The following is a 19,057-nucleotide window of genomic DNA, read 5'->3' on the forward strand; positions in this document are numbered from 1 at the left end:
ACCACCCACCAAAAACCCCAACGCATCCCCCTCCCCACCTACCCCTTCCAACACCAACACCACTGGCTCCCCCACCCCACCAAAACCACCACAGCATCAGATCAACCCGGAATCCATCCGCTTCTCGATCAAACCCTGCTCAAAAGCATGGGGCAATCTGTATTCCTCACGGAATTCACACCGGAACGGCAGTGGGTGCTCTCCGAGCACAAATTACTCAACGAATCCATCGTCCCCGGCACCACCTATCTCGAAATGGCACGAGCGGCAGCGTCGGAGCATTTCGGGCGACCCGCCACCGAAATCGAGGACGTACACTTCCTCACCCCCATGCTGGTACGCGCCGAGGAGCGCAGGACAGCGCATACGACCATCCGGGAGACGGGCAACGGAACCGCCGAATTCGCCGTCGCCAGCCAAGGGCCCGGCGGCGGTCAGTGGACGATGCACGTCCAGGGGAGCGTCAGCGTCAACCCTCTGCCGCAGCCGGCCCCGAGCCAGGACCTTGCGGAACTGCGGGCCCGCTGCGCCCTGGAGGTCGTCGATGTCGGCGTGCGCCAGACTGAGCACCAATCCATGTGGTTCGGGCCGCGCTGGCAGCAGAGCCTGACCGAGGTGCACGTCGGTGTGCGAGGCGCGCTCGGTCTCCTGTGCCTGCCCGATGCGTATCTGTCGGACTGCGCGGATATGCCGCTGCACCCGGCGCTGCTCGACCTGGCCACCGGATTCGGCGGGTTCGCCGTGCTCGACGGTGCGGACGACCGCCAACGGGCCCGCGAGGACCGAGGGTTCTTCCTTCCCGTCGGATACGACTCGCTGCGCATCCACGCTCCCCTGCCACCCCGGGGCGTGAGCTTCATCCAGCCGCACCCCGGATACGAGGGAGCCCAGGAGATCCGCAAGGTCGACGTGGTGATCTGCGACGAGGCGGGGAACACCGCCATCGACATCAGCGGGTTCACTGTCAAACGCGTCTCGGACCCGCACCGGACCGTGGCCCGGCTCGGTGGCGCCGCCCGCCACCATACGCTGCGCTGGGTCGCCTCATCGGCCACACCCGGCGGACCGGAGCAACCACCACCGCCCCGCAGGGCCCTGGTCGTCGGCGACCACCCGGGGGTCACCGATGAATTGAGCGCGCGGCTGCGGACACATGGCGTGGACGTCACGGAGGTGACCCTCGCCGAGACCTGGGACGCGGACACTCGGGCCGAGCGCTTCCGCGTACCACCCACGGCGCAGGGGTTCGGTCGGCTGATCGGCGCACTCTCGCCGAATGAGCTCGGCCGACTCGACGAGGTCATGTACATCGCCGGGGCGGCCCCCGATGACGTACAGCGGGACCCGTCGGCGCTGACCGGTCATCTCGGGCACAGCGTCGAAGGCTTCTTCCACCTCGTGAAGACCCTCTCCGAGCATGGCGCCCCACCGGGCAGACTGAGCGTCGTCGCGCCCTGCGTATCCCGTGTCACCGGGCATGAGGCGGACACACATCCCGTTCACGCCACGCTGTTCGGCATCGCGAAATCGGTCGGCCTGGAGAACGGTCATACGGACGTTCTCTGCCTCGACATCGCGCCGGACACCTCCCTCGAGGCCGTATGCGCCGAACTGCTCGGCGCTCGCGTGCCCGGCGCGGTCGCGCTGCGCGACGGCCGACGTCATGTGGCCGAGCTCGTGCCCGTGGATCTCGCGGCGACCGCGCCGCCGGGAGCGTCCCGCCCGGACGGGGTGTATCTGATCACCGGTGGCCTGGGCGGGCTTGGCCTGGCAGTGGCGCGGCAGCTGAGCCGTAGCGTCCCCGGGATCCGGCTGGCGCTTGTCGGCCGGACCCCGGTGCCACCGCCCGGCCGCTGGGACGGGACACCGGAGACCGACGACCGGTTGCGCGCGCGGATCGAAACGCTGCGGGAGCTGACGGCGAACGGCGCGCGGGTGCGTACGTACCATGCGGATGTCACCGACCTCGCCCAGATGGCGGCGGTCGTCCGTGCCGTCCGGGACGAGTGGGGGGCCATCGGCTGTGTGGTGCACGCGGCCGGGGTGGCGGGCGACGGCTTTCTCTTCCGTAAGGACTGGGACACCTTCCGGCAGACCCTGGCGCCCAAGGTGCTGGGCGCCACTGTGCTCGATCTCGTCACCGACGACGAACCCCCCGCGCTGATGGTCAACTTCGGTTCGACCGCCTCGGTGTTCGGGGCGGCGGGACAGAGCGACTACACGGCGGCCAACAGCTATCTCGACCACTTCGCCGAACACCGTACGGCGCGTGGACGGCCGACCGTGACGGTCGGCTGGTCCGACTGGATCGGGGTGGGCATGGCGAGCGATCACGGGGTCCAGCGGGACCAGGGCTTCTTCCGGTCGCTGTCCGCCGAGGACGGGATCGGGAGCTTCGAGGAGGTCCTTGTCTCCCGCTGTACGCGCGTGATCGTCGGCGAGATCAACCACGGCAGGTTGGCGGCCCCGGAGAGCGACGGTCCATCCACGGCCGACCCCGGTGGGCGATCGGCGGCGGACCCCGACGTCACCCTCCTGGGCAGGGAGAGCGGCCGGTACAGCGAGCTGGAGATCGGACTCACCCGGATCTGGGCCAAGGAACTCGGGCTGACCGAGCTGAACATCCACGCCAGCTTCTTCGACCTCGGCATCGACTCGCTCAACGCGTTGCGCATGGCTCAGAACATCGAGAAGCGCCTGGCCCTGCGGGTCTCGATGGCCGATCTGTTCCGTTACGCCAGCATCGCCGAACTCTCCGCGTACCTGACTGACGGCAAACGAAAGGGTGGCAGTTCATGAGCATTCGCACGGTGGGTGTCATCGGCGCCGGCACGATCGGCCGCAGTGTCGCACAGTCGCTCGCACAAGCGGGGGCGTACGAGGTGGTGCTCGTCGATATCGCGCAGAGCCAGCTCGACGGCGCGCTGAAGCAGATGGAACGCGAGCTGCGGTTCCAGAAGGTGTTCAGCGCCCAGGAGCTCGAGAGCAGCCCCGAGACGATTCTCTCCCGGATCACCACGGGGACGGAACTGGCAAAGCTGGCCGACGCCGACTTCATCGTGGAGAACGTCACCGAGAACTGGGACATCAAGCGCGCCGTCTACGAGGAGATCGACACCGTCTGCCGCCCCGGGGTGATCTTCGGGGTGAACACCTCGGCGGTGCCGATCACCCGGGTCGCCTCGGTGACCTCCAGGCCGGCCGAAGTCCTCGGCATGCACTTCATGAACCCCGTCCCCCTCATCGGGACGGTCGAGGTGGTCCGAGGACACTTCACCTCCGATGCCACCCTCGACACCGCTCTCCATCTGCTCAAAAACCTGGACAAGGAAGGCATCGTGGTCCAGGACTCACCCGGTTTCATCACCAACCGGGTGCTCATGCTGACCATCAACGAGGCCATCTACTGCGTCCAGGACCAGGTGGCCACCGCCTCGCAGATCGACCGCATGTTCAAGGGGTGTTTCAGCCACAAGATGGGCCCGCTGGAGACCGGTGACCTGATCGGTCTGGACACCATCCTCAACTCGATCAACGTCCTGTACGACAGCTTCAAGGACAGTAAGTACCGGCCGGCCCCGCTGCTGCAGAAGATGGTCGACGCCGGACTGCTGGGCCGCAAGAGCGGCCAGGGCTTCTACGTGTACTGACCCCCGCTGCCACACCGCCACTTCAGCACGCAGGGCGCACTGTCAGCCCAGCACGCAGGGCGCACCGTCACTTCACTCAGGGAGCAGCGATGAACCATGACGAGGCGAGGAAACTGGTCCTGAATTTCCTGGCACCTCAGCTCGGTGGTCACACACCGGCCGAAGACGACGACATATTCGCCCTCGGGTATGTCAATTCCCTGTTCGCCGTGCAGCTCGCGGTCTTCGTGGAAAAGGCGACCGGAACGGAACTCGGCCCCGACGACATGGACTTCGAGAACTTCCGCACGACCGGGGGCCTGGTCCGGCTGATCACGTCCAAGACGGCGACCGCCGCGTGAACCGTCCCGACAGGCCCCTTGGCATGAGAATCGAGCTGCGTACGCCCGTGCCGGAGCGGTTGGCGGCGGAGATCGAGCGTCGCCTCTTCTTCGTGTCCCCGGACATCACCGGATACGAGGTGACGGCGGCGGGCGGTGAGATAGCGGGGCTCACCCTGTACTCCCCGGCGCCGCTGGATTGGGCCGCCCTGACCGAGAAGGTCAACTATGTGGTCGACAGCGAGGTGCGGCCACAGCTGGCGACACGGCCCAAGGCGATCTGGACCTCGCCGCACCGTCGCCAGACCCGTCCTGGCCTGTTCGACCGGCTGGTACGCGAGGGCTCGGTGAGCGAGACGGGCGAGGGCCAGGTCGCCATCGGCGAGCCGCTGCTGTCGCTGTTCGCGTACTTCGACCGGGCCATACGAGACATCCTCGCCCAGGACTTCCAAGCGTGTGCCTACCGCTATCCGACGCTCGTCAAGGCCGAGGCGCTGGCGACCGCTGGTTACTTCGCCTCGTTCCCCCAGCATTTGATGTTTGTGACGCGTCTGCACAACGACATTGATGTCTACCGGGATTTCCTGGAGCGATACGGCGGCGGGCTCGACTCCGCAGTGCTCCGGTCCTGTGCGAATGTGGACTATTGTCTGCCGCCCACGATGTGCTACCACACCTTCCAGCAGCACAGCGGGCGGACTCTGGACGGCGACCGCCTCCATGTGGTGACGTCGCGGGGGAAGTCGTTCCGGTTCGAGGCGGGCTATGCGACGACGCTGGAGCGCCTGTGGGACTTCACGATTCGCGAGATCGTGTTCATGGGGGCGCGTCAGCAGGTCATCGAGGCGCGTGACCGCTTCATGCGGAAGATCTTCGGGTTCATGGAGGACCTTGGGCTGTCGGGGTGCTGCGAGGTCGGCAACGACCCGTTCTTCGGCGGTACGGATGCCTCCGAGCAGATCTGGTCCCAGCGGCTGCTGGAGCTCAAGTACGAACTGCGGCTCGATGTCGCACCGGGCCGGTCCATCGCCGTCGGCTCCTTCAATTTCCACGACGACCTGTTCGGACGCCGTTTCCGCATCGACCACGGCACGGACGGCCCCGTGCGCAGCGGATGCGTGGGATTCGGCCTGGAGCGTCTGGTCTACGCGTTCCTGTGCCAGTTCGACACCGACACCGCCGAGTGGCCCGCCACCGTGCGCGAGGGCGTACGGTCCGTGGACGGAGGCTGAGATGGCCGATGCCCAGGCCGGCGGCCGGGCCCCGCGTACCCAGCGGGAGGAAATTCTCTGTGCGGTGTTCGCGGAGGTGCTGGGCGCCGACCAGGTGTCGGCCGACGTGTCGTTCTTCGATCTCGGCGGCAACTCGCTGCTCGCGACCCGGCTGCGGAACCGGATCAGGAGCACCCTTGGCATCAGCCTCGCCCCGCGCACGGTGTTCGAGGCCCCGACGGTGGCGCTGCTGGCCGAGCGCGTGGGCCGGGTGGACCGCGCCCCGCTGCCCAGGATGCGCCCGATGGAGCGTGGCGACGAGATTCCGCTGTCGCCGGCGCAGCGCCGGCTGTGGTTCCTGAATCTGCTGCACGGGGAGACGGGAAACTACAACATGCCGCTGGCCCATCGGCTGAGCGGTCCCCTGGACATCGCCGCCCTGCGCAGCGCCCTGGGGGACCTGGTGAACCGGCACGAGTCGCTGCGTACGGCCTGCCCCGACTGGGACGGCCGGGCTCAGCAGGTCGTCCTCGACGCCGACGAGGCCCCGGTGGAGTTGCCGGTCGTCCCTGTCACGGAGGGCGCGCTGTCCGCCGCCTTGGCCGCCGAGGCCCGTCATGCCTTCGACCTCACCACCACGACCCCGGTGCGCGCCCGGTTGTTCCGGCTCTCCGACCACGAGCATGTGCTGCTCCTGGTCATCCACCACATCGCCTGCGACGGCTGGTCGACGGTGCCACTTCTACGGGATCTCGCTGAGGCCTATACACACCGGCGCGGCGGTGCGCCACCGCCGTGGAGCCCGCTGCCCGTCCAGTACGCCGACTACAGTCTGTGGCAGCACGAGGTCCTGGGCACGGCCGACGACCCGGACAGCGAACTCAGCCGCCAGACACACTTCTGGCGGCGTGAACTGGCGGGTATGCCGGACCGGCTGGGCCTCCCCACACCACGCCCCCGCCCCGACACCCCCTCCCATCGGGGTGGCCGTGTCACCGCCAGGGTCTGCGCCACCACGCATCAGGCCCTGTACGACCTGGCCCGTGAGACCGGCACCAGCGTGTTCATGGTCGTCCACGCGGCGCTGGCGACGCTGCTCACCGCGCGCGGGGCCGGCTCCGACATCGCCATCGGCACGCCCACCGCGGGACGTACCGACGAGATGCTGGACGATCTGGTGGGCTTTTTCGTCAACACCCTGGTGTTGCGGACCAGGACGGACGGTGACCCGGCCTTCCGGGAGCTGCTGGCCCGGGTGCGGAATGCGGACCTGGCCGCGTTCGCCCATCAGGAGGTGCCGTTCGACCAGCTGGTCCAGGCGCTCAATCCGCCACGGTCGCCCGCCTGGCATCCGTTCTTCCAGGTCATGCTCGCGTTCCAGAACAACGCGGCCCCCGAGTTCCGGCTGCCGGAGCTGACGGTGCGGGCCGAGCCGGTCTACGAGGAGAGGACCCGCTTCGACCTGCGTTTCGAGCTGGTCGAGGCGTTCGCGGACGACCGGGCGCCGGACGGTGTGGACACCACGCTCACGTACGCCCTCGATCTGTTCCCGCCCGAGGAGGCGCGGCGGCTGACGGCCGAGTTCATCGCGCTGCTCGACACGGTGGCCGACGAGCCCGACCTGCCGCTGAGCGCGCTCGGCGGAGCCGACGTACGCCTCTCGGCTCGGCAGCGCCCGGCACGGCGGCGCGATCGCCGTCCCACCGCCACGCCGGCGGTGTCGGCGGCCGACCTCACGGGTGGCCCCCGGCTGGCCTTCGTCTGCTCTCCGTACGGTCAGCAGTGGGTGGGCATGGGGCGTCGGCTGTACGCCGCCGACCCGGTGTTCCGCGACGCCCTCGACGAGTGCGACCGCGAGCTGGCCCGGTATACGGACTGGTCCCTGGTGCGGGAGTTGTTTCTCGACGAGCCGGAGGCCAGAACCGGTGATGTGGGGGTCATGCAGCCGGTCGTCTTCGCGGTGCAGGTGGGCATCGCGCGCGCTCTGGAGGCCGCCGGGGCCCGCCCGGAGGCGGTTGTCGGACACAGCGTCGGGGAGATCGCCGCGTGTGTGATCGCGGGGATCCTCGACGTCGCGGACGCGGCGCTGCTGATCTGCCACTACAGCGGTCAGCAACGCCGCGTGGCGGGCCCTGACCGCGGCATGGCGGCCATCGAGCTGTCGGCGGCCGAGCTCGACGCGTATCTGGCGGAGCGGGGCGGCGACCGGGTCCATGTGGCGACGAAGAACGGGCCGCGGACCACGGGGCTGGCCGGGGACCGGACCGAGCTGGAGGCGATCGTCGCGGAGCTGACCGAACGCGATGTGCCATGTGCCATGATCCGTGTCGACCTTCCCGCCCACAGCCCGGCCATCGACCTGATCGCGGATGATCTCAGGAAGGCCGTCGAGGGGATCACGGCGCGTCCCGGACGCCTTCCGATGGTGTCGTCGGTGACGGGCGACTGGCTCGACTGGGCGGACATCACCCCGGACTACTTCGTCAGAAACCTCCGTCGGCCGGTGGAGCTCGCCGCGGCGACCAGACGCCTGCTGGCGGAGAAGTACAACGTCCTGGTCGAGATCAGCGCGCACCCGGTGCTGGTGCCCGCGCTGCGGCAGAGCGTGGCGGACGGCGCCACGGCGGCCGCCGTCCTGTCCACGATGCGCCGTGCGCAGGACGACAGGACCGGGGTACGGGAGGCCCTGGGCGCCCTCGCGCGGCTCGGTGTCGAAGTGGCGAGCGCCAAAGGGCGCGCCCCTGTCGAGAGAGGGGGCACCTCCCAGCGGTAGCTGGGGGGAGAGACCAAGCGTCGGAGCGAGGTACGAACGACAGAGCGCGGTGTCGAGGAGCGTCGACAGGGGACCTGAGCGCCCGGAGGCAGGCGAGCCTCAAAAGTGGGACGGGGACGGATGGGGAAGTGGCAAGTCAGGATCCGCCGTGCCAAGAGCTCCAGAGTCGGGCGTAGGCGCCACCGTGGGCCACGAGCTCGTCATGGGTGCCCAACTCGGTGAGCCGGCCGTCGGCCATCACGGCGACCCGGTCGGCGTCATGTGCGGTGTGCAGTCGATGCGCGATGGCGATGACCGTACGTCCTTCCAGCACCGCCGCCAGGGCCCGTTCGGTGTGGCGGGCGGTCGTGGGGTCAAGGAGCGCGGTGGCCTCGTCGAGTATCAAGGTGTGCGGGTCGGCCAGGACCACCCGGGCCAGGGCCAGTTGCTGGGCCCGGGCGCCGTCGATCCGGTGTCCGTCGGCGCCCACCTGTGTGTCGAGCCCGTCGGGGAGCCCCGCCGCCCATTCGGCGCCCACGACGGCCAGCGCCTGCCGCAACTCGTCGTCGGTCGCGGCCGGAGCCGCGAGCAGCAGGTTGTCGCGCACCGTACCGGCGAACACATGGTGTTCCTGGGTCACGAGGACGATCTGTCTGCGCAGTCTGTCCGGGGCGAGGGTGGCGACCGGGACACCGCCCACCGTCACCGCGCCGGTCCGCGGCTCGTCGACGCCGGCGAGCAGCCGGCCGAGCGTGGTCTTGCCCGCCCCCGACGGACCGACGACGGCGATGCGCTCGCCGGGGCGGACGCAGAGGTCCACACCGTGCAGCACGTCCTCACCGCCGCCGTCATAGGCGTAGCGGACATCCCGTACCTCGATGCGGTCGTCGGCCGGGGTGGGCGCGTCGGCATCGGTCCGCCGCTCCCTCGCGACCAGGCCGACGCCCTCGATACGGGCGAAGGACGCCCCGCTGCCCTGCAGTTGCTCCATCCACAGGAGGACCGTGTCCATCGGTGTGGACAGCTGCCGGAAGTACATCGCCATGGCCACCACCGTGCCCAGGCTGACCGCCTGCTGTTCGAGCAGCGCGCTGCCCGCCATCAGCACCGCGACCACCGGCAGGACCTGGGAGACGTCGATGGCGGGAAACAGCACGCTGCGCAGGAACAGCGTCCGGTGCTGAGCGCTCCGGACCCGCTCGATGGCCGCCACACAGGCCGTGACGCGGCGTTCCTGGAGGCCAAGGGCCTCCACGGTGCGGGCGCCTGCCGCCGTGGTGACGAGTACTTCCGCCAGTGCGGAGTCGGCCGCCCCCTCGGCGAGGTAGGCGGGGTGGGCGCGGCGCAGATACCACCGGGCCGCGAACCAGATGCCGAGCAGCGCGACGACCCCGATGCCGCCGAGGAGCGGGTCGAGGGCGAAGGCCGCCCCGAGGACGAAGAGCACCTGGACCATGGCCATGGACACCTCGGGCCCCGCGTCGCGCAGCGTCGTGCCCACGGTGGCGATGTCATTGGTGCCGCGCGCGGTGAGGTCGCCGGTGCCACCGCGTTCGGCGGCGGACGCGGGCAGCGCGAGCACCCGGTCGACGAACTGCTCGCGGATCCGCGCCGATGTCCGTTCGCCGAAGCGGTGGCCGACGTACCGGGCGTACCGGGAGAGGAGCAGCTGGGCCAGGGAGCAGACGAGCATGGTGACGGCGAGGCGGTCCACGTCGGCCACGGTGCCGCCGCGTTTGACGGTGTCGACGATGCGGCCGAGCAGCCAGGGCCCGACGAGGCCGGCGGCCGCGGCCAGCGCGTTGAGGAGGACCACCACGGTGAAGGCGCGGCCGTCCGCTTTGATCAGCCCGAACGCGGCCCGGCGGGCCCGGCGAGGGTCGGCTACGGGCAGCAGCCCGGAACCCGGTCCGGATTCGGGTTCGGGTTCGGGTTCGGGCGAGGAGGCCGCCTTGGTCCCGGTCTTCATCGGGCGGTCCTTTCGGAGGGACGGGCGGACGGTCCAGGTCTCCGGTCGTCGTGAGTCGTGTCCCCGTCCCCGTCCCCATCCCCGCTCTCGTCGCCGTCCTCGTCCTCCCCGCCCCGGGAGACGAGCCGGCGGTAGCCGGGCTGTGAGCACAGCAGTTCGCGGTGGCTGCCGAAGGCGGCGGCGACGCCATCGACCAGGTAGTACACGGTGTCCGCGTGGTCGAGGAGGAGTGGCGAGGTGGTGGTGACGAGGGTGGTGCGGCCGGACCTCGCGGCGCGCAGCCGGGCCGCGACGACCGCTTCGGTGTGCGCGTCGACCGCCGAGGTGGGTTCGGTGGCCAACAGCACCTCGGGGTCGGCCGCCAGCGCGCGGGCGAGGCGTATGCGCTGGCGCTGGCCGCCGGAGAGGTTGCCGCCCTGCGCGGTGACGGCCGCTTCGAGCCCGTCGGGCAGTGCGTGCACGATGTCCTGCGCCGCCGCGGTGTGCACCGCCGAGGCGAGTGTCCGCTCGTCCCGGTCGTGCCGCCCCGAGATGACCTCGCGCAGCGGGCCGGAGAAGAGGTCGGCCTCGTTGTCCGCGACCACGATCCGGGCGCGCAGATCCGCGCGGGCGCACGCGTCGAGGCGGGTGCCGCCCCACACGGCCGCCGAGTCGACGAACCCGGCGAGCCGGTCGACCACCAGCGAGGTCTCCGCGGCGACGGCGCCGACCAGCGCGGTGAGTTCACCCGGCGCCACCGTGACTCCGGAGTCCGGGTCGTGGAGCTCGGACGGGGTCGGGGGCGGGGTGGCGGCGGGGATGGCATCGGGCCGTTCGGGGCGCAGATTGAGGAAGCGGATCACCTGGCGGGCGGCGACCAGCCCGCGGCCGAGGTCGTAGCCTCCTTCGATGAAGAAGGACACGGGCACGACGAGGACCGCGACATAGCCGTAGACCGCGACGAGTTCGCCCACGCTGATGCTCCCCTGGGCCGCGAGCCGGGCCGCCAGCCAGGTCACCGCCGCCAGGAACAGCGTGGGCAGGCCGACGCCGAGCGCCTGGATCCAACTGGTCACCGCGCCGACCCGGTATCCCTCGGCCATGAGCTGCCGCGATTCGCGCCCATAGCGCTGGGCGTACATGCTCTTGCCGCCCAGGCCGTTCAGGACACGCAGTCCGCCGGCCATGTCCACGAATCGGGCGGTGAGGGTGCCCTGGTGGGCACGGTACGCGGTTTCCACGCTCTGAAGTCGGCCGAGGAGCGGGCCGACCAGCACGGCCAGCAGCGGCACACCGAGCAGCACCACGACGGCGAGCAGCACGGAGACGGAGAAGAGCAGCCCGGCGACCACGACATAGGCGAGTGCGGCGCCGACACCGGGCCCGGTGATGGTCAAGGTCTGGCTGATCCGCCAGACATCGGAGATGCCGATGGTGACGACTTCTCCGGCGGTGACATGACGGGGCAGTTCCGCGCCCAGCCGGGTGGCCTGTCCGACGACACTGCGGACCGTGCGGAAGACGGCGTCCATCCTGACCTTCGTCATCGTGCGGTGCCGCATGATGCCCAGCCAGGCGTTGAGCACGCCGACTCCGAGCAGGACCGCGACCCAGCCCATGAACGCGCCCGAACGGCCGGGCACGAGGCCGTCGTCAATCGCCCGGGACAGCAGATACGGCGGAAGAGTCAGTCCAACCATCCATAAACTGCCCAATAGCGAGCCGGTGACAATGCGATGGCGCTGGCTGGTGATCAGCCACCATAGGTAACGCCCCGCGCTGCGAGAGTCCGGAACCCCAGGGTCCGTGTCAGATTTCCTCACCGCACACACACTAGTTGACATGAGCCCACCATGAAGCAATAATAACGTGCGGCATATGACCACAACCGAACCAGTGCAGCAGCATCTCTCAACCGTGCGACTGCAGACGGGGATGGGTGATGAAAGATGCCGCGATGCCGAGCCCTGAAGGGACGGCTTTCTCACTGTCACACGCGCAACGCGGACTCTGGCTCCTCAAACTGCTCGATGACACCGGGACAGAACAGAATCTTCCGATGTGGACCGATCTCGGTCCCGGAACAAACCGCGAACGCACAGAATTTGCGCTAAATTTTCTGATCGCCCGGCACGACGCGCTTCGACTCGTATTCAGCACCGGGCCCGACGGGCCCCGCCAATCCATACTCCCCCACTACCGGTTCGAACTGCCGCTGTCCGATCTCACGTCGCACGCCGATCCAGCGGAAGAGTTCGACCGCCAGGTACGCGCAGACAACGCGAAACCCTTCGATTTTTCCCGCCCTCTCTTGAGGGGTTGTCTGTTCAAGCTTGCCGACGTTCAATTCCGTCTCTATCTGAATGTGCACCATCTGATATCGGACGGCCTCAGCAACGCGATTGTGCAGCGTGAGCTGACAGCCCTCGTCGACATGCTCGAGAAGGGCGCGCCCCCTGACCTGCCGGCGCTGCCGACGTCCTACGAAAGCCATGTCCGCGAGGAGCCGGCATGGCTCGCGAGCCCGGAAGGCGTCGCTTCGGCCGCGTACTGGCGCGCGGAGTTACGCCCCCCGCTGCCCCGGCTGCGCCTCGCCGACGGCGGGCGCCCCGCCACCTCGCCGGGAGGCACCCCCTTCGCCTCCATGACGTTCCATCTCGACGCGGAGACCACCGCGGCGGCCCGGGCGGCGGCGCGCGGTGTGCGTGTCACGGTCAACACCCTGTTCATGAGCGCTTACGCCGTCGCCCTCACCCAGCTGACCGGCGACGACGACCTGATCATCGGCGTGCCGTTCTCCGGACGCCACTCCATGGAGCTGATGGAGCTCGTCGGGCTCTTCGCCAATATGGTGGCGGTCAGGGCCGATCTGTCGGGCGCCGTCACCTTCGCCGACGCGACGGCGCTGGTCAACGAGAAGAGTCTGCGGGCGTACGAGCACAGCCGCTACCCCTTCGACCTGGCGGTCGAACAGGCCAACCCCCGGCGCGACGGCGGGCGGAACCCCACCTTTCTGACCATCTTCCAGGTGGCCGCCTTCCTGCCGCCCGAGCATATGGCTCCACAGGTCGACGTCGGGTTCTACGGAAAGCCGGACGCCGACCGCTTCGCGTTCCGCGTCAACTACGACACGGGTCGGCTGACCCCCGAACGGGCCGCCGCCCTGGCGGCCGCCTTCCGGACGGTCGTCGCCCGCGTGACCGCCGATCCGTCCGTGCCCCTCGCCGAACTGCGTCCGGCGGCGCCGGCGGTATCGCGGGCAGCGGTCACGCGCGGCGGCCGGCTACAGCGCCTTATCGACGCACGGCATCGCGCGCGCGAGGAGTGAGACCGACACCGGTCGGCACCCGGGCCGAAACACCTTCCGACGGAGAGGCTGCAAGGAATGCGGGTTCCTCCCCCACCCGAAATCGAGCAGCACATCGTGGCCATATGGCGTGAGGTGCTGAAGATCGATTCTGTCGGGCTCTACGACAACTTCTTCGACCTGGGGGGAAACTCGTTACAACTGGCCCGAGTGCATATGCGATTACGTGAATCGATCGCCCCCGACCTCCCCCTGACGGCGCTCTTCGATCTTCCCACCGTTTCCGCGCTGGTGTCCTATCTCAGCAGCTCGCAGGACCGGGAAGCGGGCGCGTTCGACGAGAGCCGGCTCCGCGCCCAGCAGCAGCGACGGCACCGCCGTACCTTTCGCGGCCCGGACCCAGGGGGCCGCCTATGACCGAGCAGCCGTACGGAGCCGATGACATCGCTGTGATCGGAATGGCTCTCCATGTGCCCGGCGCGGACGACATCGACACCTTCTGGGAGAATCTGCGCGACGGAGTCGAGTCCATAAAGCCGTGTACGGAAGAAGAGTTGGACAGCCTCGGAGTTTCGGCCGAGCGGCGCCGTCACCCTCATTTCGTGAACGCCGCGGGCCTCATACCAGGAGTGTCGCTCTTCGACCACCAGTTCTGGGGCTACTCTCCGAGAGAGGCCGCGCTGCTGGATCCGCAGCAGCGGCTCTTCCTGGAAACCGCATGGGAGTCGCTGGAGCACGCTGGCTGCGATCCGTTCACCTACGACGGCGCCATCGGTGTCTATGCCGGTATGGGACTGAGCCGCTATCTTCTGCGCAATCTCCTCGGAAATCCGGACGTGTCGGACGCCGATTCCCCGATGCTTCTGATGGGAAACGACAAGGACTTCCTCGCCACCCGGGTCTCCTACCATCTGAATCTGCGCGGACCGAGCCTGGCCGTGCAGACGGGCTGCTCCACCTCCCTGGTCGCCACCCATCTGGCCGTCGACGCGCTGCTGAGCTACCAGTGCGATCTGGCGCTCGTCGGCGGCGCCACCGTCACCCCGCCGCAGCTGACCGGATACCTCAGAATGCCGGGCAGCACCGCGTCCCCCGACGGGCACAGCCGGGCCTTTGACGCGGAGGCCGCCGGAACGGTGTTCGGCAACGGCGTGGCGGCGGTCGTACTCAAACGCCTCCCGGAGGCGGTCGCCGACCGGGACACCATTCACGCGGTGATCAAGGGGTCCGCCGTCAACAACGACGGCGCCGGGAAGGTCGGCTTCGCGGCACCGGGGATCAGCGGTCAGGCCGAGGTGATCGTACGCGCGCAGCGGGTCGCCGAGGTCACGGCCGATACGGTGAGCTACGTCGAGGCCCACGGCACGGCCACCCGCCTCGGCGACCCCGCCGAAGTGGCGGCACTCACCCGCGCCTTCCGCGACAGCACGGACCAGGTGGGCTACTGCGCCCTGGGGTCGGTGAAGACCAACGTCGGCCATCTCGACACGGCGGCCGGGGTCACCGGGCTGATCAAAACCGCCTTGGCACTGAGCCACGGGCAGATCCCCGCGTCGCTCCACTTCAAGGCCCCCAACCCGGAGATCGACTTCGAGCGCAGCCCGTTCTATGTGAACACCGAGTTGCGCGCATGGCCGCGAGGCGCGACACCGCGCAGGGCCGGGGTCAGCGCCTTCGGCTTCGGCGGTACGAACGCCCATGTCGTACTGGAAGAACCACCCCGACGGGCGCCGACACCCGCCGGGGCGCGCCCCCAGGTGCTGGTGCTCTCCGCCAAGACCGCCGACGCGCTCGAACACGCCACCAGCAAGCTCGCCGACCAGCTGCGTGACCGCCCGGAGCAGTCGCTCGTCGATATCGCGTACACCACACAGGTGGGCCGGGCGAGGTTCGCCCATCGCAGGAGTGTGGTCTGCCGGGACCACGAGGACGCGGTGGAGTTGCTGTCCGCCCCGGGGGACCCGCGCTGGCGGAAGCTGCGCGGGGCCGGACACGGACGCACGGTGGCGTTCATGTTCTCCGGCGTCGGTGACCAGTACGTCGGCATGACCCAGGACCTCTACGAGGACGAGCCCGTCTTCGCCGCCGCCATCGACAAGTGCGCCGAGTCCTTGCGCCCGCACCTCGGCCTCGATCTGCGCGATGTGCTCTACCCGGAGCGCGGCGCCCCGCGAGTCGAGGGGCCCCGCGCACGCGGTCGGCTCGATATGGCCGGGATGTTCAGCGGCGCCCCGCCGGAGGACGAACTGCGCGCCACGACGCTGGCCTATCCGGCCGTCTTCTGCGTCGAGTACGCCCTCGCCCGGCAGCTGACCGCCTGGGGGGTACGGCCCGCCGCCCTCATCGGGCACAGCCTCGGCGAGTATGTGGCCGCGACCGTCGCCGGGGTGTTCACCCTCCACGACGCGCTGCGCCTGATCGTGCACCGGGCGCGGCTGATCGACGAGCTGCCCGGTGGGGCCATGCTGGCCGTGTCGCTGTCACCGGACGCGCTCCGCCCGCGCCTGACCGGCAGCGGGCTCTCCATCGCGCTTCTCAACGGCCCGCGGCTGACCGTGGTGGCCGGTCCTTCCGAGGCGGTGGACGCACTGGCGCGGGAGCTGTCGGCCGACGAGATCGCCTGTCGGCCCCTCGGGACCCGGCACGCCTTTCACACCCCGTCGCTTGAGCCGATGGTCGCCCCGTTCACCGAGGCGCTGCGCACGGTCGAGCTGTCGCCGCCGGCGACTCCGCTGCTCTCCAATATGACGGGGACGTGGCTGACCGCCGCCGAGGCCACCGACCCCGAGTACTGGGGCAGGCAGAGCGCGCGCACCGTCGACTTCGCGGGCGGGCTGCGGGAGTTGTGTGCGGACCGCGATCACGTACTCCTCGAGCTCGGCCCCGGCCAGGCTCTGTGCTCGCTGGCAGCCGAGCATCTGCTCGACACGGACCGGCCCGGCCCCGGCCCCGTTGATGGGGCGGTCCTCCCCTCCGTACGCGCCTGGTACGACCACCGGGAGAGCGACACCTCACTCCTCCAGGACGTCCTGGGCCGACTGTGGCTGGCGGGCGCCGATGTCGACTGGCCCGCCGTGCACGCACCGCGGAAGCCGGGCCGGGTGCCCCTGCCGAGCTACCCGTTCGAGCGCACCCGCGCCTGGGTGGACCCGCCTGCGCCGGGCGCCGTCCCCGCTTCCGGCGCGGACGCCGGGGAGCGGGACACCCGGGAGCGGGTCTTCGCCCCGTCGTGGCGCTCACTTCCCTTTCCGGTGGCCGATCGGCGGAACGCCACGGCCGCCGGGGGGCGTTGGCTGATCCTCGCGGACGGCGGCGGAGTGGCGCGGGCCCTGGCCCGCCGTATCCTCGCAGGCGGCGGGGCGGCGCTCCTGGTCGAACCCGGTACGGGGTTCGAGCCGGTCGACGAGGTGCGGATACGGATCGACCCGGCGCGCTCCGAGGACTACGACGCACTCGCGGACCACCTCACCCGCACCGGTTTCGGCTGCACCCATGTCGCGCACCTGTGGAGCCTGGACCCGGGCCACGGGCCGCTGGAGGATCCGGAGCGGGCCCTGACCCTTGGCTTCCGGAGCCTGGCGTACACGGCCCGCGCGCTGGCCCCCCGTACCGACGGCCGCGCGCCGGCCTCCCGTACCGAGGACGAGCCACTGCGGATCTGGGTGGTGACGAGCGGGATCGCCGCGGTCGAGAGCGGTGACGCGCTCCGCCCGGAAACGGCCGCCCTGCGAGGTCCCGCGCTGTGCGTCCCCCAGGAGTACCCAAAGGTGAGCGTCGACGTCGTCGACGCCGGTACGTGGGCCGCGCGCCCTGGGGCCCTGGCCGAACGGCTCCTTACGGTCGTCAGGGAACCCACGCGCCCGCGGGCCACCCAGCGGCTGACCGCCTTCCGCGGCGACCGCCGCTGGCTGCCGGGGCTCGAACCGCTGCCGCTGTCCGACACCGGCCCCGCCCCCTATCCGCTGCGGCCGGGCGGGGTCTGTCTGATCACCGGCGGACTGTCCCGGATCGGCCTGGACATCGCCGATGAACTCGCCACCCGCGCCCGGGCCAGGCTCGCTCTGGTCACCGGTGTCTCCTTCCCGGCAGCCGAGCGATGGCCCGACTGGCCGGCCGAGTACGGTCCGGACGATCCCACGAGCAGGCTCATCGTGCGGCTGTGCGCGATGCGGGACCGTGGCGCGGACGTCCTCGTGGTGCGGGCCGACACCACCGACCGCACCTCGACACGTGCCGCCATCGACGCGGTGGAGAAGGCGTTCGGCCAGGTCAACGCGGTGGTGCAGGCCGAGGGCTCACCCGCTCGCGAGGCCGTCGCCCCGCTCGGGGAACTCGTCCCGGGGCAGGACTGCGCCGACGCCATCCCACGCGCGCAGGTCGCGGGCTGCCGGGTCCTGGTGGACCTGTTCGGCGACGCTGACCTGGACTTCTGTCTCCTCGTCTCGTCCAACGCGGCCCTGCTCGGCGGTATCGGTCTCACCGGCCACAGCGCGGGCAGCGCATACCTGGACGCCACCGCCTGCCGACAACGGGCGCTCACGGGCAGGCGCTGGATCAGCGTCAATCTGGAGGAGTGGGCGGAGCCGGACACCTCGCGGCGGTCCGATGGCACACCGCGCTACGCCATCGCGCCCGACGACGGTGTCCGCGTGGTGCGGCGCCTCATGGAATGGTGCGACGAGCCGCAGGTCACCGTGGTCACGAGTGATCTGGAAACGCGCCTCGACCGCTGGGTCGGACGCCCCGGCCACGAGCCCGCCCGCTCCCCCGCGCCCGAGGCCCGTCGCCATCCGCGCCCCCCTCTGGACACGGCGTTCGTCGCGCCCGGCGGCGAGCGCGAGGCAGCGATCGCCACCGTCTGGCAGGACGTGCTCGGCATCGAGGGCATCGGCCGCGACGACAACTTCTACGCTCTGGGCGGGCATTCCCTTCTCGCGACCCAGGTCGTGGCCCGGGTGAGGTCGCTCTTCGACCTGGACATCCCGCTGGTCAGTCTGTTCGGCGCGCCCACCGTCGGTGGTTTCGCCGAACGGGTCGCCAGGCTGATCTCACCGGTGCCCGACGCGACCGGCGCGCCCTCGGCCACCCGGGCCGAAGCCTCGTCCGGGGACGGTCCCCCGCCGCTGCTGAGGCGGCTGGGGCCGCGCCGCGACACCGGGCCGCGGCTGCTCTGTTTCCCGTACGCAGGTGGCGGCGCCTCCGTCTTCCAGGAGTGGGGACGTCTGCTCCCCGCGCATATCGAACTGTGGGCCGTACAGCTCCCCGGGCGCGAGGACCGCCTCCTCGAGCCCCCGACGAGCCTGCTGGATCCGCTGCTCGACGCCCTGGAGCGTGCTCTGCTGCCGCTGCTCGACCGGCCGTTCGTGTTCTTCGGCCACAGCATGGGTGCCGTCGTGTCCTGGTCCCTGGCCGACCGGATGCGCGAAAGACACCGAGTGCAGCCCGATCACCTCTTCGTCTCCGGCTGCAGACCACCCAACCTCGGCGCGCCGCGCCGACCGTGGCACGACATGCCCGACGAGGAGCTGATCGCGGAGCTGCGCCGGATGGAGGCCACGCCGGACGCGATCCTCACCGATCCCGAGCTGCGCCGGCTGTTCCTGCCCACCATCCGCGCCGATCTCACCATCGCCGAGTCCTACCAGAGCCCGCCGGGCAGACGGCTGACCTGTCCCACCACCGCGTTCCGCGGCAGTGGCGATGTCCATGTGCCCCTGGACCGGCTGCGGCATTGGGGAGCACTCACCGAAGGGGCATTCGACTGGGAGGAGTTCACGGGAAGCCATCTCTTCCTGGCCGAGTCACGCGAAGCGGTGGTCGAGCAGATCGTCCGGCGCCTGAGCAGCCGCTGAAGCCGTCTACCCGTCGG

10 protein-coding genes are annotated in these 19,057 nt (G+C 70.0%); 8 read left to right on the plus strand and 2 right to left on the minus strand.

What is annotated here, in order from left to right:
• Positions 1-111 precede the first annotated feature (111 nt).
• The 5 genes from ACFV2X_RS15835 (at position 112) to ACFV2X_RS15855 (ending at position 7,954) form a co-directional block, all read left to right on the plus strand.
• On the plus strand, positions 112-2,799 hold the full coding sequence (locus ACFV2X_RS15835) for an SDR family NAD(P)-dependent oxidoreductase (protein WP_385616731.1): 2,688 nt from the start codon (positions 112-114) through the stop codon (positions 2,797-2,799).
• Entirely contained in the window at positions 2,796-3,650 is an 855-nt protein-coding gene (locus tag ACFV2X_RS15840; protein ID WP_385616473.1) for a 3-hydroxyacyl-CoA dehydrogenase family protein, read from the plus strand. The genes ACFV2X_RS15835 and ACFV2X_RS15840 overlap by 4 nt, the downstream gene beginning before the upstream one ends.
• Positions 3,651-3,739: 89 nt before the next feature.
• Positions 3,740-3,991, plus strand: coding sequence for an acyl carrier protein (locus ACFV2X_RS15845; protein ID WP_385616475.1), 252 nt, complete (start codon positions 3,740-3,742; stop codon positions 3,989-3,991).
• A gap of 23 nt (positions 3,992-4,014) precedes the next feature.
• Complete coding sequence (locus tag ACFV2X_RS15850) at positions 4,015-5,202, plus strand: hypothetical protein (protein ID WP_385616477.1); 1,188 nt, start codon at positions 4,015-4,017, stop codon at positions 5,200-5,202.
• A gap of 1 nt (position 5,203) precedes the next feature.
• A complete protein-coding gene (locus tag ACFV2X_RS15855) occupies positions 5,204-7,954 on the plus strand; it encodes a condensation domain-containing protein (RefSeq protein WP_385616479.1) in 2,751 nt (916 codons plus the stop codon).
• A 136-nt stretch (positions 7,955-8,090) separates the two neighbouring features.
• Here the strand turns inward: ACFV2X_RS15855 and ACFV2X_RS15860 are convergent, their stop codons facing one another.
• The gene (locus tag ACFV2X_RS15860) at positions 8,091-9,902 is read right to left on the minus strand and encodes an ABC transporter ATP-binding protein (protein ID WP_385616481.1); all 1,812 of its coding nucleotides are present in this window, start codon (positions 9,900-9,902) and stop codon (positions 8,091-8,093) included.
• Complete coding sequence (locus ACFV2X_RS15865; RefSeq protein WP_385616483.1) at positions 9,899-11,725, minus strand: ABC transporter transmembrane domain-containing protein; 1,827 nt, start codon at positions 11,723-11,725, stop codon at positions 9,899-9,901. The genes ACFV2X_RS15860 and ACFV2X_RS15865 overlap by 4 nt, the downstream gene beginning before the upstream one ends.
• 98 nt (positions 11,726-11,823) lie before the next feature.
• On the opposite strand from ACFV2X_RS15865, the gene ACFV2X_RS15870 reads away from it, so the two are divergent.
• The 3 genes from ACFV2X_RS15870 to ACFV2X_RS15880 are packed head-to-tail and all read left to right on the plus strand — an operon-like array spanning position 11,824 to position 19,040.
• A complete protein-coding gene (locus ACFV2X_RS15870; RefSeq protein WP_385616485.1) occupies positions 11,824-13,209 on the plus strand; it encodes a condensation domain-containing protein in 1,386 nt (461 codons plus the stop codon).
• Positions 13,210-13,266: 57 nt separating this feature from the next.
• Positions 13,267-13,605: a phosphopantetheine-binding protein gene (locus tag ACFV2X_RS15875; RefSeq protein ID WP_385616487.1), complete on the plus strand. Its 339-nt coding sequence runs from the start codon at positions 13,267-13,269 to the stop codon at positions 13,603-13,605.
• On the plus strand, positions 13,602-19,040 hold the full coding sequence (locus tag ACFV2X_RS15880) for a beta-ketoacyl synthase N-terminal-like domain-containing protein (RefSeq protein WP_385616489.1): 5,439 nt from the start codon (positions 13,602-13,604) through the stop codon (positions 19,038-19,040). Before ACFV2X_RS15875 ends, ACFV2X_RS15880 begins: the two co-directional genes overlap by 4 nt.
• Positions 19,041-19,057: the final 17 nt, after the last annotated feature.

The organism is Streptomyces sp. NPDC059679 (assembly GCF_042734105.1).
GTDB lineage: Bacteria > Actinomycetota > Actinomycetes > Streptomycetales > Streptomycetaceae > Streptomyces.